This is a genomic window from Ancylobacter dichloromethanicus (assembly GCF_018390645.1).
GTDB classification, from domain to species: domain Bacteria; phylum Pseudomonadota; class Alphaproteobacteria; order Rhizobiales; family Xanthobacteraceae; genus Ancylobacter; species Ancylobacter dichloromethanicus.
Genome location: NZ_JAHBGC010000047.1, coordinates 56,269 through 76,052, shown reverse-complemented (window position 1 = coordinate 76,052; position 19,784 = coordinate 56,269). Strand labels below are relative to the sequence as shown.

16 protein-coding genes and 1 riboswitch are annotated in these 19,784 nt (G+C 69.6%); of the genes, 10 read left to right on the top strand and 6 right to left on the bottom strand.

What is annotated here, in order from left to right; genetic code table 11:
- Window positions 1–18: 18 nt before the first annotated feature.
- A riboswitch (cobalamin riboswitch) is annotated at window positions 19–241 on the bottom strand.
- 106 nt (window positions 242–347) lie between these two features.
- Both KHC23_RS19855 and KHC23_RS19850 read right to left on the bottom strand, forming a co-directional pair.
- Window positions 348–1,388 (bottom strand): HPP family protein, encoded by a 1,041-nt coding sequence (locus KHC23_RS19855; RefSeq protein ID WP_271188658.1) that lies wholly within the window; start codon window positions 1,386–1,388, stop codon window positions 348–350.
- 169 nt (window positions 1,389–1,557) lie between these two features.
- On the bottom strand, window positions 1,558–2,013 hold the full coding sequence (locus KHC23_RS19850; protein ID WP_213375044.1) for an RrF2 family transcriptional regulator: 456 nt from the start codon (window positions 2,011–2,013) through the stop codon (window positions 1,558–1,560).
- A 72-nt stretch (window positions 2,014–2,085) separates the two neighbouring features.
- On the opposite strand from KHC23_RS19850, the gene KHC23_RS24795 reads away from it, so the two are divergent.
- The 7 genes from KHC23_RS24795 (at window position 2,086) to KHC23_RS19815 (ending at window position 9,573) form a co-directional block, all read left to right on the top strand.
- Window positions 2,086–3,390 (top strand): PAS domain S-box protein, encoded by a 1,305-nt coding sequence (locus KHC23_RS24795; protein ID WP_213375043.1) that lies wholly within the window; start codon window positions 2,086–2,088, stop codon window positions 3,388–3,390.
- Window positions 3,391–3,618: 228 nt separating this feature from the next.
- Window positions 3,619–4,722, top strand: a complete 1,104-nt coding sequence (locus tag KHC23_RS19840) for a LacI family DNA-binding transcriptional regulator (protein WP_213375042.1) — start codon at window positions 3,619–3,621, stop codon at window positions 4,720–4,722.
- Window positions 4,723–4,724: 2 nt separating this feature from the next.
- The gene (locus KHC23_RS19835; protein WP_213375041.1) at window positions 4,725–5,489 is read left to right on the top strand and encodes a glucosamine-6-phosphate deaminase; all 765 of its coding nucleotides are present in this window, start codon (window positions 4,725–4,727) and stop codon (window positions 5,487–5,489) included.
- Window positions 5,490–5,541: 52 nt separating this feature from the next.
- Window positions 5,542–6,705, top strand: coding sequence for an extracellular solute-binding protein (locus tag KHC23_RS19830; RefSeq protein WP_213375040.1), 1,164 nt, complete (start codon window positions 5,542–5,544; stop codon window positions 6,703–6,705).
- 80 nt (window positions 6,706–6,785) lie between these two features.
- Window positions 6,786–7,856, top strand: a complete 1,071-nt coding sequence (locus KHC23_RS19825; protein WP_213375039.1) for an ABC transporter ATP-binding protein — start codon at window positions 6,786–6,788, stop codon at window positions 7,854–7,856.
- Entirely contained in the window at window positions 7,853–8,737 is an 885-nt protein-coding gene (locus tag KHC23_RS19820) for an ABC transporter permease (RefSeq protein WP_213375038.1), read from the top strand. Before KHC23_RS19825 ends, KHC23_RS19820 begins: the two co-directional genes overlap by 4 nt.
- A 5-nt stretch (window positions 8,738–8,742) precedes the next feature.
- Window positions 8,743–9,573 (top strand): ABC transporter permease, encoded by an 831-nt coding sequence (locus KHC23_RS19815; RefSeq protein WP_213375037.1) that lies wholly within the window; start codon window positions 8,743–8,745, stop codon window positions 9,571–9,573.
- 107 nt (window positions 9,574–9,680) lie between these two features.
- Here the strand turns inward: KHC23_RS19815 and uxuA are convergent, their stop codons facing one another.
- Genes uxuA through KHC23_RS19800 form a run of 3 tightly spaced genes read right to left on the bottom strand, consistent with a single transcriptional unit; the run spans window position 9,681 to window position 13,179 of the window.
- The gene (gene uxuA, locus KHC23_RS19810; RefSeq protein WP_213375036.1) at window positions 9,681–10,895 is read right to left on the bottom strand and encodes a mannonate dehydratase; all 1,215 of its coding nucleotides are present in this window, start codon (window positions 10,893–10,895) and stop codon (window positions 9,681–9,683) included.
- Window positions 10,896–10,897: 2 nt separating this feature from the next.
- Window positions 10,898–12,385 (bottom strand): mannitol dehydrogenase family protein, encoded by a 1,488-nt coding sequence (locus tag KHC23_RS19805; RefSeq protein WP_213375035.1) that lies wholly within the window; start codon window positions 12,383–12,385, stop codon window positions 10,898–10,900.
- The gene (locus KHC23_RS19800) at window positions 12,382–13,179 is read right to left on the bottom strand and encodes a GntR family transcriptional regulator (protein WP_246544792.1); all 798 of its coding nucleotides are present in this window, start codon (window positions 13,177–13,179) and stop codon (window positions 12,382–12,384) included. Before KHC23_RS19800 ends, KHC23_RS19805 begins: the two co-directional genes overlap by 4 nt.
- Before the next feature lie 51 nt (window positions 13,180–13,230).
- Between KHC23_RS19800 and KHC23_RS19795 the strand changes: the two genes are divergently transcribed.
- Complete coding sequence (locus KHC23_RS19795; RefSeq protein WP_213375034.1) at window positions 13,231–14,775, top strand: UxaA family hydrolase; 1,545 nt, start codon at window positions 13,231–13,233, stop codon at window positions 14,773–14,775.
- 33 nt (window positions 14,776–14,808) lie between these two features.
- Complete coding sequence (locus KHC23_RS19790; protein WP_213375033.1) at window positions 14,809–16,077, top strand: AGE family epimerase/isomerase; 1,269 nt, start codon at window positions 14,809–14,811, stop codon at window positions 16,075–16,077.
- A gap of 42 nt (window positions 16,078–16,119) precedes the next feature.
- On the opposite strand, the gene KHC23_RS19785 is transcribed toward KHC23_RS19790, so the two are convergent.
- Complete coding sequence (locus tag KHC23_RS19785; protein ID WP_213375077.1) at window positions 16,120–17,019, bottom strand: LysR family transcriptional regulator ArgP; 900 nt, start codon at window positions 17,017–17,019, stop codon at window positions 16,120–16,122.
- A gap of 434 nt (window positions 17,020–17,453) precedes the next feature.
- Between KHC23_RS19785 and KHC23_RS19780 the strand changes: the two genes are divergently transcribed.
- Window positions 17,454–19,781 carry a membrane-bound PQQ-dependent dehydrogenase, glucose/quinate/shikimate family gene (locus KHC23_RS19780; RefSeq protein WP_373878515.1) on the top strand — a complete coding sequence of 776 codons (2,328 nt, stop codon included), beginning with the start codon at window positions 17,454–17,456 and terminating at the stop codon, window positions 19,779–19,781.
- The last annotated feature ends 3 nt before the right edge of the window (window positions 19,782–19,784 follow it).

Below are 19,784 nucleotides of genomic sequence, written 5' to 3'. Positions count from 1 at the left end.
CGGAGCACCCCGCCCGAAAGATCGTTCACGATCAGGGCAGGTCTCCTGGCTCGCGGGTCGACGCTGGTTCCACCCGGCCTTCCCGGCGCGCGGCATCTGCCTTGGCGCCAGTGGACGATGGGTGGAGAGCTCGCCGCTTACAGTTGCGGGGGCAGCCTCGGCCTCGGCGCGGAACGCCTCACCGAATTCCCTCTTAGCCCCGGGTGCAGGCACCCGGAGAACCATGATCGGCCGCGAGCATAGGCACGCGCGGCCCGAGGTCAAGCCGGCGGCATCCTCCCGCCCCGGCCCCGGCGCGACACTGCCGACAAGGCGGAACCGACCGCATTCGCCTGCTGCTTGAGGCCCTATGCGAGCCCACGCGTGAGCACGGCAAGCCAGTCCGCCTCGGTGATGACCCCAAGCGGACGGCGCGCCTCGTCGATGATGAACACCGCATGCACACGGTCGCGCGCGAAACGGTCGAGCAGGCTGATGGCCGCGCTCTGCGGCGGCGCCGTGGAGGGCGCGGTCATCACCTCCCGCACCGAGGCTCCCGGCCCCGCCAGTTCGCGCAGCCCGACGACGCCGACGATCGCCCCGCCTTCGCCGAGCACCGGCAGCCGCCGCACGTCATGCTGAACGAGAAGCGAGCGCGCCTCAGCGGCGGAGGCCGACACCTCGATCGAGACCAGCCCGGTGGACATGAGTTCGGCGCAGCTCAGCTCGTGGTAGGAGCGCGCCAGCGTCCGCTGCTCCATGTCGCGCAACAGCCGTTCGAGATCGTCCAGCTCGATGTCGAAGGTCTCGCCGATGTCGTCGAGCGTGGCGGCGAGGTCCGCCCGGCTGAAGGTCCAGGGCACCGGCTTCGCCGCCGGAGCCGGCGCGGCCGCGACGTGCGGGTAGCTGTGTCCGGAGAAGCGGTGATAGAGCCAGGCGGTGCCGACCAGCACGGCCGCATTCAGCCCGACCGGAAAGATCGGAAACGCATAGCTGGACGACGCTCCCGCGAACAGCCCGACCAGCGCCGCCGCGCCGCCCGGCGGATGCAGGCAGCGCAGCAGCGACATGACGGCGATGGCGCCGCCGACGGCGATGCCGGCGGCAAGCGCGGAGAGCGGCATGGTGTGGGCCACCAGCACGCCGATCAGCGCCGAGATCGTATTGCCGCCAATGGCCGGCCAGGGCTGCGCCATCGGGCTCGCCGGCACGGCGAACAGCAGCACGGCGGAGGCTCCCATGGGGGGAACCAGCCAGAGCGCTTGCGTCGCGTCGGTGGCGGCAAGCCAGCAGATCAGCCCAGTCAGCGCGATTCCGGCCAGAGCCCCGCCGCTGGCGAACAGGCGGTCGCGCAGATTGGCGCCCGCGAGGATCGGCCGGAACAGTTTCAGTTGGGGAAGAACGGGCACGGCGGTCTCCGGGAGGTGCGTGAAGCGAGGCCGGTCACGGGCCGGCCCGCCAGAATCGGAAGCACGGGGCGAGGCACCGCGCCTGCTGGCGACGACGTGGCCGCGCCGGGGGGCGTGGACGAGTGGCTTGACCGGCGGCAGGCCAGCCGCGCGGCGGCGTTCGCGCCGATCATGACAGGCCGGCAGCGGAACCCCGATCCGCCGGGGCCAGCGACAGGATCAGGCGATGAAAGCCGTGCCGGCGCTCGATGATGTCGGCGAGGGTGTAGCCGTCGAGCACCGCGAAAAAGGCCACCATCGCCTCGTCCAGAACCGGCGAGACACCGCATCCAGCGGAAAGCGCGCAGCCGGGGCAATCGACCAGATCGAAATCGTCCTCGGTGTGGCGCAGCAGCGCGCCGACTTGAATCTCGGACGCCGGCCGCGCCAGCCGAAAACCCCCCATTCGCCCGCGCGCTGCCGACACATAACCTGCCTTGCCGAGGTCATGCAGCACCTTCATCAGATGGTTGTGCGAGATGCCGTAGGCCGACGCCATTTCGGAGATCGAACACAGCCGGTCGCCCCGCGCCGCGAGATAGAGCAGCACGCGCAGGGAGAAATCGGAATAGCGGGTCAGTCGCATGCGGTCGCCTTGAAGCCTTTCCAGACTGTGTAAACATATATAGCATATACATGATTAAAGCGGAGGCAAATCATGACCAAGCGTGACCACATCGCAGGCAGCAGCCAGCCGGCGGAGCGGGGCAGCGATGCGCGGCGGCTTTTCGTGATCGAGAGCCGCCACAGGGAAAGCGATGTCATCACCTCCTTCGTGCTGCGCCCGCTCGACGGTTTGCCGCCGGCCGCCCATGAAGCCGGCCAGCATCTGACGCTGTTCGCGGACGTGCCGGGCGGCGGGCGGCAGAAGCGCAATTACACCATCTCCGCCGCGCCGGACGGCGCGGCCTACCGCATCTCGGTGAAGCGGGAGCCGGAGGGGCTGGTGTCGAAATGGCTGCACGACGCGGCCCAGCCCGGAACCCGCCTTGAGATCGCCCCGCCGGATGGCGGCTTCGTGCTGCCGGAGACCGACGCGCGGCCCATCGTGATGGTGAGCGCGGGGGTGGGGCTGACGCCGATGGTGGCGATGCTGGAGGCCTTCGTGGCCCGGCACCGCGCGGCCGACCTGCAATTCGTCCACTGCACCCGGAGCGCCCGCACGCAGGCGTTCGGCGCCCATGTGCGCGCGCTTGCCGACGCCCATGGCAAGGTGCGAACGACCTTCCTGCACACCCGGCCGGGGCTAGAGGAAGTGGCGGGGCGCGATTTCGACATTGCCGGCCATCTCACCCTGGAATGGCTGACGGCGCACACGCCGCTTTCCGAGGCCGAGTATTTCCTGTGCGGCCCGCCCGGCTTTCTCCAGACTTTCGTGCCGGGCCTCGCCAGCGCCGGCGTGCCGCCGCAGCGGCTGCATTACGAGTTCTTCGGGCCGGTGGAGGACCTGTTTGCCGACGATGTACCGGACGCCACGGTGGCGGTACCGCCCCCCGCCGGCGACGCCGCACGGCAGGCGCGCGCCATTGAGGGCTTCGACCGCGCGGCGATCGGCGAGGCGCTGCTCGACAACGCTGCCGACGCCATCGTCGCCAGCGACGCGCAAGGCCGCATCGTGCTGTGGAACCCCGGCGCGGCGCGCATCTTCGGCTTTTCCGAGCCGGAGGCGCTGGGCCAGTCGCTCGACATCATCATCCCCGAACCGTTCCGCGCCCGCCACTGGGAGGGCTATCGCGAGACCGTCGCTTCCGGGGAAAGCCGCTACGGCGCCGGCGACGTCCTCGCCGTGCCGGGTCTCACCCGCGACGGGCGGCGGATTTCGCTGGAGTTCAACATCGTCCTGCTGAAGGACACGGCGGGCAAGGTGACCGGCATGGTGGCCACGCTGCGCGACGTCACGCCCCGCTTCCAGGAAGTGAAGGCGCTGAAGAAGCAGGTGGCGGACCTCCAGGCCGGCCAGTGAGGCGGGCGAGCCATGCCGGCCCGTTGCCGGCGGACCCGCGCGGGCAGGGCGTCCACCGGGCCGGCCGCCGCCTGACGCCGGCTTGAGGCGCGCGGCGGGCCATTCCCGCGCCCTGCCGGCACCTCGCCCGGAGCGGGCCTTCCACCCTCCCGCACGCCCCGCCGCCAGCGCGTCGGCCTCGCCGTAAAAGAAAGCATTGACTCCCGATGAAACCGCTTTCATTCTCCCATGAAAGCGGTTTCATCGGAGCAAAACGTGACCAGACCGCCAAACACCAAGCCCACCCCCACCATCCGGCTGGTCGCCCAGGAAGCCGGCGTGTCGCAGGCGACGGTGTCGCGCGCCTTCTCGCAGCCCGAGCTGTTGACCCCGGCGACGGTGGAGAAGGTGCTGGGGACGGCGCTGCGCCTCGGCTATGTCCCCAATCAGGTGGCGCGGGCGCTCTCGACCGGCCGCACCGGCAACATCGCCCTGATCCTGCCCGATGTCGCCAATCCGTTCTTCTCGGCGCTGATGCGCGGCGCGCAGGCGCAGGCCTACAAGCGCGGCTACGCCACCTTCCTCGGCGATTCCGACGAGACCGCGCATCTGGAAGACATGCTGCTGGGCAAGCTCGCCGCGCAGGTGGACGGGTTCGTGCTCGCCTCCCCCCGCCTCGACGAGCCGCTCATCCGCAAGCACGCCGCCCGCAAGCCGGTGGTGGTGATCAACCGCGAGCTGGAGGGCATCGGGCGCGTGCTGGTCGACACCGCCCCCGGCTTCACCGCCGCTGTCGGGCTGCTGGCCGGCCTCGGCCATCGCGCGATCGCCTATGTCGGGGCGCCGCGCTCCTCCTGGTCGAGCCAGCAGCGCGCCCGCGCCGTGGCGCAGGCCGGCACCGCTCACGGGCTGTCGGTGGCGCAGGTCGACGCCGGCCGCCCCAGCCATGAGGCGGGGCGCGATTGCGTGGCCGGCCTGCTGGCGGCGGGCGTCACCGCGGCGCTCGCGGTCGACGACGTGGTGGCGCAGGGCATCATGGCCGGGCTGGCCGAGCGCGGCCTCTCGGTGCCCGGCGACTTCAGCGTGGTGGGCTGCGACGACATCATCGCCGCCACCACCTACCCGCCGCTGACCAGCGTGAACGCCCGCTGCGCGCGTGCCGGCGCCAACGCGGTCGACCTGCTGCTGAACGGCTTCGCCAATCCCGCGCCGCCCACCGGCAGCCACGTCATCACCGGCGAACTCGTCATCCGCAGTTCCACCGGCCCGGCCCCCGCGCCGGACAGCCGTGCCTCCGGCACGCCGCCGGCCGAGACCGGAGCGGCCACCCCCGACCCGTCGAGCAGGAAGTGACCATGATTGACATCCGTTGCCACGAAACCAAAGCGGCCAATGGCGCGGCAGCCGCCGCCCTCGGCGCGGCGGCGATCCGCGAGACCATCGCCGCGCGCGGCGCCGCCACCGTCGTCATCGCCACCGGCGCCAGCCAGTTCGAGATGCTGGAGGCGCTGGTCGCCCTGCCGGACATCGACTGGTCGAAGGTCACCGCCTTCCATCTCGACGAGTATATCGGCATGCCGGAGACCCACCCGGCCAGCTTCCGCAAATATCTCAAGGAGCGTTTCACCGGCAGGCTGCCGACGCTGGGCGCCTTCCATTTCATCGCCGGCGACGCCCCCGACCTCGACGCCGAGCTGGCCCGCGTCAATGCGCTGCTCGACGCCCACCCCATCGACGTGATGTTCGCCGGCATCGGCGAGAACGGCCATCTCGCCTTCAACGACCCGCCGGCCGACTTCACCTCGACCGTCGCCTACAAGGTGGTCGAGCTGGAGGAGCGCTGCCGCCGCCAGCAATTCGGCGAGGGCTGGTTCCCCACCTTCGAGGACGTGCCCACCGAGGCGATCTCGATGACGGTGCAGCGCATCGTCTCCGCCCGCCTCGTCGTCCTCACCGTACCGGACGAGCGCAAGGCCGAAGCAGTCCAGCACGTGCTGGAGGGCCCCGTCACCAATATGTGGCCGGCCTCGATTCTCCAGCAGCATCCCGATTGCCACGCCTTTCTCGATCGTGCCGCCGCAAGCCGGCTCACCAAGAAGCCGGCAGCGACGAACATGTAGTGCGCACCTTTCAGTGCCGATTGTTCGACAACAACCAGAGCGGAGAGAACGAATGACCCTTATGCGCTGGAAATCCAGCTTGCTGGCGGCGGGCGCGCTGCTCGTCTCGACCAGTTTCGGCGCCATGGCCGAGCCCGTGGTAATCAATGTGATTGACGTCGCCGGCGACCTGCAGGTCAGCCAGCCGGCGCTGGAGAAGTTCCAGGCCGAGCATCCCGAGCTGGTCTCGAAATTCGTCTTCACCCAGGCGACGGCGCCCGAACTCGCCGGCAAGCTGAAGGCGCAGCAGGAGGCCGGCCGGGTCGACATCGACTTCGTGCTGACCGGCAATGACGCCCTCGCCGCCGGCATGGAGCAGGGCCTCTGGCTCAAGATCCTGCCGGAATACGCCGACAAGTTCCCGGACCTGAAGCAACTCTACATACCCGGCGCCTATCTGATGCAGGAAATGGCCCGTGGCCAGGCCTTCGTCATCGACTGGTATCCCTCCGGCCCGCTGCTCGAATACGCGCCCGACCGGGTGAAGGACGTGCCCGACACCCCGGAGGCGCTGCTGGCCTATTGCAAGGCCAATCCGGGCAAGTTCATGTATGCCCGCCCGGCCAATTCCGGCCCCGGCCGCACTTTCGTGATGGGCCTGCCCTATCTGCTCGGCGACAAGGACCCCAAGGACCCGGTCAATGGCTGGGACAAGACCTGGGCCTATCTGAAGGAACTCGATACCTGCATCGAGTACTACACCTCCGGCACCACCGCCTCGATGAAAGAGCTGGCCAACGGCACGCGCGACATCATCGCCACCACCACCGGCTGGGACATCAACCCGCGCTATCTCGGCATCGTGCCGGAAGAGTATAAGGTCGGCACCTTCAAGAACTTCACCTGGGTGGGCGATGCCAACTACATGGCGATCCCCAAGGGCATTCCCGAGGCGAAGCTCAAGGTCGTGCTGGAAATGATGGCGTTCCTGCTCAAGCCGGCCCAGCAGGCCTACATGTTCGATCACGGCTACATGTATCCGGGCCCCGCCATCAAGGGCATCACGCTCGACATGGCGCCGAAGGACAGCCAGGAGACGATCCAGAAGTTCGGCCGGCCGGAATATGCGGCGCTGATCGCCGACTACCCCACCGAGGCGCCGCTCGACGCCAAGGAGCTGGTCGCCATGTTCGACAAGTGGGACCGTGAGGTCGGCTCGGCGAAGATGCAGAAGTGACGTGCTGCCGGCGGGCGGCCCCCGGGCGGCCCGCCGGAAAGCGTCGTGACCATCCTTTTCAGCAGCAGGATTGAAGCGCGATGGCGATAGCATCCGCCGGCTTTCGCGAGCTCAGGCTCGACGCCATGAGCCGGAACTTCGGTGCGCACAATGCGCTGAAGGCGATCAGCCTCACCGTGCAGCGCGGCGAGTTCATCGCCCTGCTCGGCCCCTCGGGCTGCGGCAAGTCGACGGCGCTGAACTGCCTCGCCGGGCTGCTGTCGCTCAGCGACGGCGCGATCTGGCTCGACGAGAAGCGCATCGACACGCTGAAGCCGGAGGAGCGCGGCTTCGGCATGGTGTTCCAGAACTACGCCCTGTTCCCGCACATGAATGTCCGCCGCAATGTCGGCTTCGGCCTGCAGATGGGCGGCGTGCCCAGGGCCGAGATCGAGCGGCGCGTGGACGAGGCGCTCAATGTCGTGCGTCTCACCTCGCAGGAAGCCAAGCTTCCCGGCCAGCTCTCCGGCGGCCAGCAGCAGCGCGTCGCCATCGCCCGCGCCATCGCGGTCGAGCCGCCGCTGGTGCTGATGGACGAGCCGCTGTCCAATCTCGACGCCAAGCTGCGGCTGGAGATGCGGGCGGAAATCCGCCGCATCCACCGCCTGCTCGGCTCGGCCACCATCTATGTCACCCACGACCAGGACGAGGCGCTCTCGCTCGCCGACCGCATCGTCGTGCTGCGCGATGGCGAGGTGCGGCAGGTGGGAACGCCGCAGGATCTGTACCGCCGGCCGCTTCACGCCGACGTCGCCGAGTTCATGGGCTTCCGCAACGCCCTGCCCGGCCGGCTGGTGCGCCGCGAGGGCGATGAGGTGGAGGTCGATTGCGGCTTCGCCGGGCCGATCCGCGGCCAGGCGGTGGATGTCGAAGGGGAACGGGTGGTCGTCGCCATCCGCCCGGCCGACCTCGTGCCGCTGGCCGACGGGCCGATCGGCGCCGAGGTGACGGGGCTCGAATATCGCGGCGAGGCCTATTTCGGCACGGCGAGCGGGCCGGGCGGGGTGGAGCTCTATTTCCGCACCGACACGCCGCTCGACGTCGGCGCCTCCGTCCGACTCGGCGCGCCGGCCGAGCGCACGCTGGTCTATGCGGCGGGGGGCGTGGGATGAGCGCCTCCAGCCGCCCCCGACAGCGCACGCTGGCCGACCGCGGCATTGACGGGGTAACGCTCCTCGTCCTGCCGGCGGCGCTGTTCGTGGTGCTGCTGTTCGTCTACCCGTTCGTCTACGGGCTGCTGCTGTCCTTCGCGCCCAAGGAAGGCGGCTGGCTCGGCAACTACGCCAAGTTCTTCTCCGACCCCTACATGTACGGGACGATCTGGCTCACCCTGCGGCTGGCTTTGCCGGTGACCCTGCTCAACATCGCGCTCTCCGTGCCGGTAGCGATGCAGGTGCGCCACATGCGGCGCCAGCGCCTGCTCACCACCATTCTGGTGCTGCCGATCACGCTCGGCACGGTGCTGGTGGCCGAGGGACTGCTGAACTATCTCGGCCCGCAGGGCTGGCTCAACCGCCTGCTGATCCTGTTCGGCCTGATCGACCGCCCCATCCGCCTGGTACACAATTACTGGGGCGTGTTCATCTCGCTGGTCATCACCGGCTTTCCCTTCACCTTCCTGCTCACCCTGTCGATGATCTCCGGCATCGACCCGGCCCTGGAACAGGCGGCCGCCACGCTCGGCGCCCGTGCCCGGCAGCGCTTCTTCAACATCGTGCTGCCGCTGATCGTGCCGGGGCTGGCGGTCACCTTCTGCCTCGCCTTCGTCGACGCCTTCTCGGTGTTTCCCTCGGCGGTGATGCTGGGCGCGCCGGCCGGCGAGACGCGGGTGATCTCCTTCGCCGCGGCGCAGGCCGCCTTCGAGCAATATGACTACTCCTACGCCTCCGCCATCGCGATGATCATGGCGGTGGTGCAGTTCGGCTTCGTCGGCCTGGTGCTGACGGCGCGGGGCCTGTTCTACAACGGCCCGGCCGGCGGCGGGAAAGGGTGAGCCCCATGGAAAGCGCGCTGGAACGTCTGTGGCGGACGCTCGTCTGGGCCTTCGTCATCTTCTTCGTGGTCAACGTGCTGGCGATGATCTCCACCGTGGTGGTCAACTCCTTCGGCACGCGCTGGCTCAATTCCTGGCTGCCGGCGGCGTTCACCGTGCGCTGGTACGCCTCGGCGTGGCGGGAGTTCCAGCTTGGCGACGTGCTGCTGGTGACCTTCCAGATCGCCGGCGCGGTGGTGCTGCTCTCGGCGCTGATCGGCGTGCCGGCCGCCTACGCTCTCGCGCGCCGGGACTTCCCGGGCAAGCCGCTGGTGATCGTGCTGTTCCTGCTGCCGCTGCTGGTGCCGCCGATCACCTTCGGCATTCCGCTGGCGACGGTGCTCTACAAGGTCGGCCTCGCCGGCACCATGTGGGGCGTCATCGTCGCCAATCTGGTACCGACCGTGCCGTTCACGGTCATATTGATGATCCCCTTCATCGAGCAGATCGACCCCAAGGTGGAGGCGGCGGCGCGGGTGTTCGGCGCCGGCACCGGCCGGCTGTTCGTCCATGTGCTGGTGCCGCTGCTGGTGCCGGGCATATTGGCGGCGACCCTGCTCGCGCTGGTGCGCACGGTGTCGATGTTCGAGCTGACCTTCCTCACCGCCGGGCCGTCGAGCCAGACGCTGGTGGTCGCGCTCTACTACTCCGTCTTCGCCGCCGGTGTGCGCGCGGGGCAGTCGATCGACGCCATGGCGGTGATCTACATGCTCAGCACGCTGGTCTGGCTGGTCGTGGCGCTGCGCTTCGTCAACCCCACGCAGATCGTGGCGCGGGTGAAGAAGTCGGCGGCTTGAAGCTGCAGCCGCCGGACCCGTCCGCAGCTTGATAAAGCAGCAGAGCCCGCAGTTGGCCGCGCCTCCCCGGGGAAGCGCGGCCTTCTCCGTTCCGAGCGCGGCGGGCCTCAGCGAAGGCTGGCGAGAGTCTCGTCGGGCAGGCGGTCGAGCACGCGCATGATGCCCCGCAATTCCGCCAGCCCCTTCATCCGCCCGGCGGCGGTATAGCCGGGATTGCGCACGTCACCCGCGGCGAGATCGGCCAGCATGCGGTGCCCATGGTCCGGGCGCAGCACGATTTTTTCGGTTTCGGGGCGTCGACGGTTCTCCGCCATCAGCACGGCGAGCACGGCGGGCATGTCGACATCGCCGTCGAGATGGTCGGCCTCCTGGAAGCCGAGCTGGTCCGCGTCGCGTCGCGTGGCGCGCAGATGGGCGAAGTGGATGCGCCCGGCAAACCGCGTCGCGATCGCCGGCAGGTCGTTGTCGGCGCGCACCCCGAGGCTTCCGGTACAGAAGCACAACCCGTTCGCCGGCGATGGAACCGCTTGAAAAATCTGCTCGAAATCCTCACGGGTCGAGGCAATACGGGGCAGGCCGAACAGCGGACGCGGCGGGTCGTCCGGGTGGATGGTCAGCCTTACCCCCAGCGCCTGCGCGACCGGGGCGACGATCTCGAGGAAGGCGATCAGATTGGCGCGCAGCCGCGCGGCGTCGATGTTTGCATAGGCACCGAGGCAGTCGCCGAACTCGTCGAGGCTGAGGCCTTTCGTGGTACCGCCGGGCAAGCCGGCCAGCACCGTGCGGATGAGGGCGCTCACATCCTCCTCGCTGAGCGAATCGGCGACCCTGCGCGCCCGCGCCTGTTGCTCGGTGTCGTAATCGGCGGCGGCGCCGGGCCGCTTCAGCACGAAGAGATCGAACGCGGCGAAGCGGTTCTGGTCGAAGCGCAGAGCGCTCGCCCCGGTCGCCAGCGGCCAGTCGAGGTCGGTGCGGGTCCAGTCGAGCACCGGCATGAAATTGTAGCAGACCACGCGCGGCCCGACCGCCGCGACGGCCTCCAGGCTGGCGATCCAGGCTTCGATGGCGGCGCCTGCGCGCGCGCCCTCGCGCTTGATCTCGTCGGCGACCGGGATGCTCTCGACCACCGACCAGCGCAAGGGATTGCGGCCGGCCGGACTGTCCTCGATCAGCGCGCGGCGCTCTTCCACCTCGGCGCGGGACCAGGCGACCGCTGGAGGCAGGTGATGCAGCGCCGAGACGATGTCGCTGGCCCCCGCCTGCCGGGCGTGGTCCAGTGTCACCGGATCGCCCGGCCCAAACCAGCGCCACCCTTGTCTCATCGTCACGTCTCCGGCTGGAACTGGACGACCGCACGCGCGGCGCCGCTCTGGTAAAGGGTGGTCAGCGCCTCGCGCACCGCGCGGACGAGGCGCGGGTCGGCGGCGAGGTCGGCATCGACGATGTCGCGCACGCCGAGCAGCGCTGGCACCAGCGCCTCCGGCACCGGCCCGGCGGCGTCGCAAAGCGCGCGCAGGCGCCCCGCCAGCGGATCGCGCACGTCGATAGCGCGCCCCTGTTCGTCGGTGCCGGTGACGAAGCGCATCCAGGCGGCAAGCGCGAGAGCGAGCCGAGAGATCGGCGCGCCGGCGGCGAGGCGGGCGCGGATCGTGGCCAGCAGGCGCTGCGGAATCTTCTGCGAGCCGTCCATGGCGATCTGCCAGGTCCGGTGATGCAGCGCGGGGTTGGCGAAGCGGCGCAGCAGTGCGCTCTTGTAGGCGCCGAGGTCGGTGCGCGCCGGCACGTCGAGGGTCGGGGTGACTTCCTCGTCCATCAGCCCCCGGATGAAGGCGGCGAAGCCCGGCGCGGCGATAGCCTGCGCCACCGTCTCGTGCCCGGCGAGAGAGCCGAGATAGGCGAGCGAGGAATGTGCCCCGTTGAGCAGGCGCAGTTTCATCGCCTCATAGGGCGCGGCGTCGGCAACGAGTTCGGCCCCCGCCTCCTCGAAGGCCGGCCGCCCCATCGGGAAATCGTCCTCGATCACCCATTGGCGGAAAGGTTCGGTCACCACCGGCCAGGCATCGTCCAGCCCGAGCCGCGCCGCCACCGCCGCGCGGTCGGCAGGGGTCGTCGCCGGCACGATGCGGTCGACCATGGTGCAGGGGAAGGCGACGTCGCTGGCAACGAAATCGCCAAGGCCGACATCGCGCAGGCCCGCGAGCCGGGACACCACACGGCGGACCAGCCGCCCATTGGCGGGGAGATTGTCGCAGCACAGCACGGTGAAGGGCGCTATTCCGGCCGCCCGGCGCCGCGCCAGCGCCTCGACCAGGAAGCCCGGCGCGCTGCGCGGAAGACCCGGCCGGGCGAGGTCATGCAGAATGTCCGGGTGGTCCTCGCGCAGGTCGCCCGTCGCCGGATCGTGGCAATAGCCCTTTTCCGTCACGGTCAGCGAGACGATCCGCACCAGCGGGTCGCTCATCGCCTCGATCAACAACGCCGGTGCCTCGGGCGCCACCATGAGGCCGGTGACGGCGCCGATGATCCGCACCCGCTCGCCCTCGCCATCGCGCTCCACCAGCGTGTAGAGGCCGTCCTGCGGCGCCAGTGCATCGCGCGTCTCGGCCGAGCGAAGGCTGGCGCCGAGAATGGCCCAGTCCCGCTCGCCGGCCGCCAGCCGCTCGTCGACGAACACCGCCTGATGGGCGCGGTGGAACGCGCCGATGCCGAGATGCACGATGCCGGTGCGCTGCGCCCGGTCATAGGCGGGCGCGGCGACGCCCGGCGCACGCTGCCCCAGGAAAGCGGTGGACAGCCTTGCCGGCACACTCATCGCCGGAGCCTGCCGGGGCGCGCGGCATTGAGCGGTATCGCCGCCGGCGTCCCCGCGCCGGTGGTCTGCGCCCGGCCCTCGAAATAGTCGGGGCGGGCGCGCAGCAATTCGTCGAGGCCGGGCAGCACATTGCCGAGATGTTCGGCCATGGCGCGGTCGGCGGCGTCGGGGTCGCGTGCCGCCAGCCCGTCGAGAATAGCGCGGTGCTCGTCCATCACCATCTGGCGCCGGCCGGAAATCGGCAGATGCAGCACCCGGCAGCGGTCGATCTGCACCTTCTCCTGCCGCGCCACCCGCCACAGGTTGGGATGGCCGGACAGCACGGCGATGCGCCGGTGGAAATCCTCGTCCCCGGCATGAAAGCCGCCCCAGTCGCGGGCCCGCTCGCTCGCCTGCTGCCGCTCCAGGATGAGGCGCAGCTCGGCGATGTCCGCGTCCGACACCTGCGCCGCCGCGCGGCGCACGGCGACACGCTCCAGCGCCTCGCGGATCACCATGCCGTCGCGCAGGGCCTCGACATTGATGCGGGAAACGAAGGTGCCGCGCTGGGGGAAGATGTCGATCAGCCGCTCGTCGGCGAGCCGGAGCAGCGCTTCGCGCACCGGGGTGCGGCTCACCTGGTAGCGCTCCGCCAGTTCCTTTTCCGATACCGGCGCCCCCGGCAGCATCTCTCCGCCGACAATGCGCTCGCGCAGCATCTCATAGATGCGGGCGGAGGCGGGTATGGCGCGCAGGGAGCCGCCTGTCGCCGTCGCGCTTGGTTTCCGGGTCGCTGGACTCTTCGTGGTTGGCATGCCCATACTGATATATTAGCATATCAGAGAACGCAAACCGATTGGCTGGCGATGAGCGACCTGTCTCCCTTCACCCGTGCGGCCGAGCCGCGCACCATTGTGCTCGACGCGGCGGACAACGTCGTGGTCGCGGTGGAGGCGATCGAGCCTGGCAGTCAAGTGGCCGGCGTGGTGGCGCGCGAGCGGATTCCGCGCGGTCACAAGATGGCGCGGAGCCGGATCGTAAGCGGACAGCCGCTGGTCAAGTTCGGGCAGCCGATCGGCGTCGCGCTCGCCGATATCGCGCCGGGCGACTGGGTCCATGTCCACAATGTGAGTGCGACAGCCCTGCCTCAAGACGGGAGCGGCCTGCCCGCCCTGGCCGCCTCTGGCAGCCTTGCGGCCGGCATTCCCTCCACCTTCCAGGGTTATCGCCGCAGTGACGGGCGCACCGGCACGCGCAACTATATCGGCATCCTCACCTCGGTGAACTGTGCCGCGTCCGTCGCCCGCTTCGCCGCAGATGCGATCACGCGCTCCGGCGTCCTCGACGCCTATCCCGGCATCGACGGAGTGGTGCCGATCATCCATGGCACCGGCTGCGGCCTCGCCGAGCGCGGCGAGGGCTTCGACGTCCTGCGCCGCACCCAATGGGGCTATGCCTGCCATCCCAATTTCGCGGCGGTGATCATGGTCGGGCTCGGCTGCGAGGTGCTGCAGATCGCCCGCATGAAGCAGCAGTTCGGCGTCGAGGAAAGTGATGGCTTCCGCACCCTGACCATCCAGGAGACCGGCGGCACGCGCCGCACAGTGGACCAGATCGTCGGCACGGTCCGCGAGATGCTGCCGCGCGCGGCGGCGGCCCGGCGGGAGACCCGCCCGGTCAGCGAACTCGTCCTCGGCCTGCAATGCGGCGGATCGGACGGCTATTCCGCGCTCACCGCCAATCCGGCGCTCGGCTTCGCCTCGGACCTGCTGGTGCACGACGGCGGCACCTCGATTCTCTCGGAGACGCCGGAGATCTATGGCGCCGAGCACCTGTTGATGCGCCGGGCCTGCGACCCCGGCGTCGGCGAGCGGCTGATGGAGCGGTTGCGCTGGTGGGAGGACTACACCGGACGTAACGGCGCCGAGATGAACAACAACCCCTCGCCCGGCAACAAGGCCGGCGGGCTCAGCACCATCCTCGAAAAATCGCTCGGCGCCGTGGCCAAGAGCGGCCATGCCGCCCTTCAGGCGGTCTACGAATATGCCGAGCCGGTGCGCGCGCACGGGCTCGTGTTCATGGATACGCCCGGCTTCGATCCGGTCTCCGCCACCGGGCAGGTGGCCGGCGGCGCCAACATCATCTGCTTTACCACGGGCCGCGGCTCGGCTTTCGGCTGCAAACCGGCGCCCTCGCTCAAGCTCGCCACCAATAGCGAGATGTATCGCCGGATGACCGACGACATGGACATCAATTGCGGAGACATGCTCGAGGGCGTCTCGCTGGAGACCAAGGGGCGGGAGATCTTCGATGCCCTGCTACGGGTGGCTTCTGGCGAACGCACAAGGTCCGAATACCTCGGCTATGGCGACTCGGAATTCGTGCCGTGGCAGATCGGCGCCGTGATGTGACCGGCGCCCGCCTCGGAAAGCACACATTCCCGCATGAACCCGACCGCCCTGCCCGATCGCGCCCCCGCCACGCCGGCGCGCGCGCTCCCCGCCCCCTTGTCGACCTGGCTCACCAACCGCTTCCTGCCGCTCTGGGTTGCACGCGCGCGCGCCGACCGCCGGCCGGGCTATGTCGAGGCGGTGCGTCAAGACGGCCTCTCCCTCCCCGCGCAGCCACGCTCCACCCTGGTGACCGCGCGGCTCGTCTACACCTTCAGCCTCGGCCATGCGCTGACGGAAGGCGCCGGCTGCCGGGAGGCGGCAGGGCACGGCCTCGCCTTCCTGCTCGATGCCTGCCGGCGGGAAGACGGGCGATTCGCCCATCTGCCGCGAAGCGATGGCGGCCCGCCCGCCGCCGAGGCCGACCTCTACGATCTCGCCTTCGTGCTGCTGGCGCTGGCGGGCCATGCCGGCGCCTTCGGCGGTGACGGCACGTTCGCGCTTGCCGAGGGGATCGCCGCCGATCTCGACGGGCGGCTCACCCATCCCGATGGCGGCTACCACGACCCTGGCGTGGCGGGGTCGCTGCGCCGCCAGTTCCCGCACATGCACCTGTTCGAGGCGTTCCAGATCCTGGCGCGACTGCGGCCAGGCACGGGGTGGGAGCGTCGCGGCGCGGCCATCGTCGATCTCGTCGAGCACCGGCTCATTGCGGCGGATGGCAGCATCGCGGAATGGTACGGGCCCGACTGGCACCCGGTCGCCGACGCGGCGCGCGCGGGATGCGAGATCGGCCATCAGTTCGAATGGGCCTGGCTGCTCCATCGCCACGGCCGGACAGCGGGTGCGGTCCGCGCAGCAGACCTCGGCGACCGGCTGTACCGGTTCGGCATCGCCGCCGCCGCGATCGGCACGGCAGGGCTTGGAGGGCCGCTGCCGAACGCCATAGACGGCGCAGGCAGGCCGATCGGCGAGCGTCGCCCACTGTGGCCATTGACGGAGCTGCTCCGGGCCTCGCTCGCAACGGAGATGGCCGGCGGGGCTGGCGCCGCCGAAGCGCAGCGCCTCGCCGACAGAACGGCGCGGCTGCTCTTCGAACGCCATCTCGATCCGTCGACCGGGCTCTGGATCAACGAGACCGACAGCAATGGACGACCGATGGGCGACGAGATACCGCTGCGGGTGCTCTACCATCTCGTGCCCGCCTTCGCCGCCTACAGCCAGGCGCGGGAGGGCGCTTTCGCGACAGACAGCCCGCTCTTCGATGGCAGCGGTGCACCCGCCGATCGCCGGCACCTCGCATCCGATCCCCGTTGGCTCTGAGCGGCGCAAATTCCGCCGACCTCTCTCCCCCGGACGCTGCCACTAACCGCCCCTCACCAGGACCGCGCCGGCCGCGGCACGCACGGCCTGGGTCAGTTGGCCCAGCGCGGCGGCATGCAGACGGGTCACGGTCCAGTAGAGCGGGACGTCCACCCGGTGCGCCGGCGCCAGCTCGACCAGGCGGCCGGCGGCGATGTGATCTTCCACCATCACGCAAGGATGCATGCCCCAGCCGAGCCCGACGAGTGTCATGTCGAGAAATCCGTGGGTGGAGGGCACCCAATGGACCGGGCCGGCCAGTTCCACGTCAAGCACCGCCCTTGCCCAGCGTGCCTGCAGAAAGTCGCGCCGGTCGAAGCGCAAACAGGGCGCCTGCTCCAGCGCTTCCGTGGTGACGCCGCGCGAGAAATGGCGCCCGGCAAATTCCGGGCTCGCGCAGGCCGCATAGCGCAGCGCGCCCAGCGGGGTCGTGCGGCACCCCTGGACCGGCTCGCGCTCGGCGGTCACCACGGCCAGCACCTCGCCGGAACGAAGCCGTCTGGCGGTGTGCGCCTCATCGTCCAGCGCGAGGTCCAGCGACACGTCCGCCACCTGCGCGAAGGCCGCGGCAGCGGCCGGAAACCAGGTCGCAAGGCTATCGGCATTGACCGCCACGGGCAGCGTCAGCCTCTCACTCGTTCCGGCGGCGAGGGTGCCGAGCGCGGGTGCCAGATCATGCTCCAGCAGGCGCACGCGATCGAGATGAGCGCAGAGACTGCGGCCGAGTTCGGTCGGCTCGCACGGCTGGCCGCGGACGATGAGGATCGCGCCGAGCCGTTCCTCGAGCCCGCGTACCCTTTGTGAGACAGCCGATGGCGTGATCGCCAGCGCAGCGGCCGCGCGCTCGAACGTTCCTTCGCGCACGACGGCGGCGACTGCGGCAAGGGAGGGATAATCCAGCATGGCGAAGTTCTGCTTCATCGATCGGCGCAGAACAAGTTCTGCTTGATCACCAGCGCTCCCTCGAATCCGGGACAGGAACGCTGTTCGGCGATGACGACTCGGCGCTCATCGTCCCTCCGGCCCGGATGTCTACACCGGCCGGACGGCCCGAAATGCCAGTGACCGGATCGCCTGCAGCGCCGTCGAGTCCCACTGGGGTGGCGCCGCTATCGGCCCCACGCCGGAAACACGAGGCGCTGCCTCGAACCGAGGTGTGCGTTGGGCAGGATATCCGTCGATCCTGGGCGGAACAGGTGGCGCGCCCGGGCGTTGGCGTTTCGACACCCCGGAGGCATCTGCGCGACACGGCACAGAGTGAGTTCGGCTTCAGCTTGCCTTTGCTTGCGACCGGAGCCTCGCACGCCTTCCACACTCGCACATGGAAAGGCAGGCTGATGCGGATTGCCACCGCCCTCCTCTTCGCTCTTCTCGGGCTGGCCCTCACCGGCGGTGGCCTCTGGCTCGTCGCGCTCGGCGGCAGCTGGTTCTACGCCGCGCTGGGCCTCGGCCTTTTCGTCTGTGCGGTGCTGGTCGCCTTGCGGAACCCGATGGCACGGCTGCTCTACGCTGCACTGCTCGCCGGCACGCTGGCCTGGGCGCTGTGGGAGGTGGGGCTAGACTGGTGGCCGCTCGGCGCGCGGGGCGGGCTGGTGGTGCTGCTGGGCGTGTGGCTGCTGACACCCTGGGCGCTCGGCGCCCCGCGCCGCTGGGATGGCAACCGCCTCGCCCTCGCCGCCATCTTGGTGGCCTGCCTCGGCGTCGCCGGCGTGGCGCTGCTGCGCGACCCGCACGCCATTGAGGGCCGCCTGCAGGCTGATGCGAGCGGCGCGACGCCTCCCACCGGTGACGTCCCGGCCGGGGAATGGCGGGAGTACGGCCGCACGCTCGCCGGCCAGCGCTACACGCCGCTGGCGCAGGTGACGCCGGAAAATGTCGGCGAGATGGAGGTGGCGTGGACCTACCGCACCGGCGACATAAGGGGGCCCGAGGATGTCGCCGAGACGACCTATCAGGTCACCCCGCTCAAGATCGGTTCGCTGCTCTACCTCTGCACGCCGCACCACGTCGCCATCGCCCTCGACGCCGAAACCGGCGAGGAGCGCTGGCGATTTAATTCGAAAGACGGTCTCGACCCGCATCGACAGCACCAGACCTGCCGCGGGGTCTCCTATTATCGCGATGCGCGCGTGGTTGAGACCGATCTCGCCGATTCTCCCACCTGCACCGCCCGTGTCTTTCTGCCGACCTCGGATGCCCGCCTGATCGCACTCGACGCGCTCACCGGCGAGACGTGCGCGGGCTTTGGCGACAACGGCACGGTGAATCTCTGGGCGAACATGCCCAACCAGAAGAGCGGCTTCTACTACTCCACCTCGCCGCCGACCGTAACGAACAACCTCGTCATCATTGGCGGCTCGGTGAACGACAATTATGCCGTCGAATCACCGTCCGGCGTCATCCGTGCCTATGATGCGATGACCGGCGAGCTCATCTGGGCCTGGGATTCCGGCAATCCGGACCGCACCACGCCGCTCGGCCCGGACGAGACGTACACCGCCAATTCGCCCAACAGCTGGTCGGTGTTCAGCGCCGACCCCTCCCTCGGTCTCGTCTACATCCCGCTCGGCAACGCCACGCCGGACCAGCTGGGCATGAATCGTAGCCCGGCGGTGGAGCGCTTCTCCTCCTCGGTGGTGGCGCTGGACATCGCCAGCGGTGCCGTGCGCTGGGTGTTCCAGACGGTTCATCACGATTTGTGGGACATGGACGTACCGGCGCAGCCGGTGCTGGTCGACCTGGCCACCGACGCAGGCACCATCCCGGCGCTGGTGCAGGCCACCAAGCAGGGCGATATCTATGTGCTCGACCGGCGCAGTGGCGACCCGATCCTCCCCGTGCGGGGGATACCCGCGCCGGGCGGCGCCATCGAAGGCGACTGGACAGCGCCGACGCAGCCCGTCTCCGCGCTCAGCTTCAGCCCCGCGCCGCTGCGCGAGGCCGACATGTGGGGCGCGAGCCTGCTCGACCAGCTCGTCTGCCGGATCAAGTTCCGCCAACTGCGCTATGAAGGTCGCTACACACCGCCCTCGCTCGAAGGCACGCTGGTCTATCCCGGCAATTTCGGCACCTTCAACTGGGGCTCAGTGGCGGTCGATCCGGTGCGGCAGGTGATGTTCGGCATGCCGACCTATCTCGCCTTCACCTCCCAGCTCGTGCCTTCCGACCAGATCGACGCCGACGAGCAGGTGAATGCCGGAGAGGCGGGGCTTAACGTGAATGCCGGCGGCGAATATGGCGTGCGCATGGGCCCGTTCGTCTCGCCGCTCGGCTTGCCGTGCCAGGCCCCGCCCTGGGGCTATGTGGCGGGTGCCGACCTGCGCACCGGCAAGAAGGTCTGGATGCACAAGAACGGCACCATCCGCGACGCCGGCCCGGTGCCACTGCCGCCGATCCCGATGGGCGTTCCCGGCATCGGCGGACCCATGCTCACGGCCTCGGGCGTCGCCTTCCTCGCCGCCAGCATTGACGACTATATCCGTGCCTATGACGTCGCCACCGGCGCGCAACTCTGGGAGCTGCGCCTGCCGGCCGGCGGCCAAGCGACACCGATGAGCTACGAGGCGGGCGGACGCCAGTTCGTGGTGCAGGTGGCCGGCGGGCACGGCTCCATCGGCACGAAGGCCGGCGATTACATTATTGCCTACACGTTGCCGCAGCGGTGAGCG

Excerpts from the sequence above, each read along its gene's own strand:
- KHC23_RS19820 (WP_213375038.1), top strand. The coding sequence starts at position 7,853 with ATGAGCGCCTCCAGCCGCCCCCGACAGCGCACGCTGGCCGACCGCGGC.
- KHC23_RS19805 (WP_213375035.1), bottom strand. The coding sequence starts at position 12,385 with ATGAGTGTGCCGGCAAGGCTGTCCACCGCTTTCCTGGGGCAGCGTGCG.
- KHC23_RS19795 (WP_213375034.1), top strand. The coding sequence starts at position 13,231 with ATGAGCGACCTGTCTCCCTTCACCCGTGCGGCCGAGCCGCGCACCATT.
- KHC23_RS19815 (WP_213375037.1), top strand. The coding sequence starts at position 8,743 with ATGGAAAGCGCGCTGGAACGTCTGTGGCGGACGCTCGTCTGGGCCTTC.
- KHC23_RS19785 (WP_213375077.1), bottom strand. The coding sequence starts at position 17,019 with ATGCTGGATTATCCCTCCCTTGCCGCAGTCGCCGCCGTCGTGCGCGAA.
- KHC23_RS19800 (WP_246544792.1), bottom strand. The coding sequence starts at position 13,179 with ATGCCAACCACGAAGAGTCCAGCGACCCGGAAACCAAGCGCGACGGCG.
- KHC23_RS19850 (WP_213375044.1), bottom strand. The coding sequence starts at position 2,013 with ATGCGACTGACCCGCTATTCCGATTTCTCCCTGCGCGTGCTGCTCTAT.
- KHC23_RS19790 (WP_213375033.1), top strand. The coding sequence starts at position 14,809 with ATGAACCCGACCGCCCTGCCCGATCGCGCCCCCGCCACGCCGGCGCGC.
- uxuA (WP_213375036.1), bottom strand. The coding sequence starts at position 10,895 with ATGAGACAAGGGTGGCGCTGGTTTGGGCCGGGCGATCCGGTGACACTG.
- KHC23_RS19780 (WP_373878515.1), top strand. The coding sequence starts at position 17,454 with ATGCGGATTGCCACCGCCCTCCTCTTCGCTCTTCTCGGGCTGGCCCTC.
- KHC23_RS19835 (WP_213375041.1), top strand. The coding sequence starts at position 4,725 with ATGATTGACATCCGTTGCCACGAAACCAAAGCGGCCAATGGCGCGGCA.
- KHC23_RS24795 (WP_213375043.1), top strand. The coding sequence starts at position 2,086 with ATGACCAAGCGTGACCACATCGCAGGCAGCAGCCAGCCGGCGGAGCGG.
- KHC23_RS19840 (WP_213375042.1), top strand. The coding sequence starts at position 3,619 with ATGAAAGCGGTTTCATCGGAGCAAAACGTGACCAGACCGCCAAACACC.
- KHC23_RS19830 (WP_213375040.1), top strand. The coding sequence starts at position 5,542 with ATGACCCTTATGCGCTGGAAATCCAGCTTGCTGGCGGCGGGCGCGCTG.
- KHC23_RS19825 (WP_213375039.1), top strand. The coding sequence starts at position 6,786 with ATGGCGATAGCATCCGCCGGCTTTCGCGAGCTCAGGCTCGACGCCATG.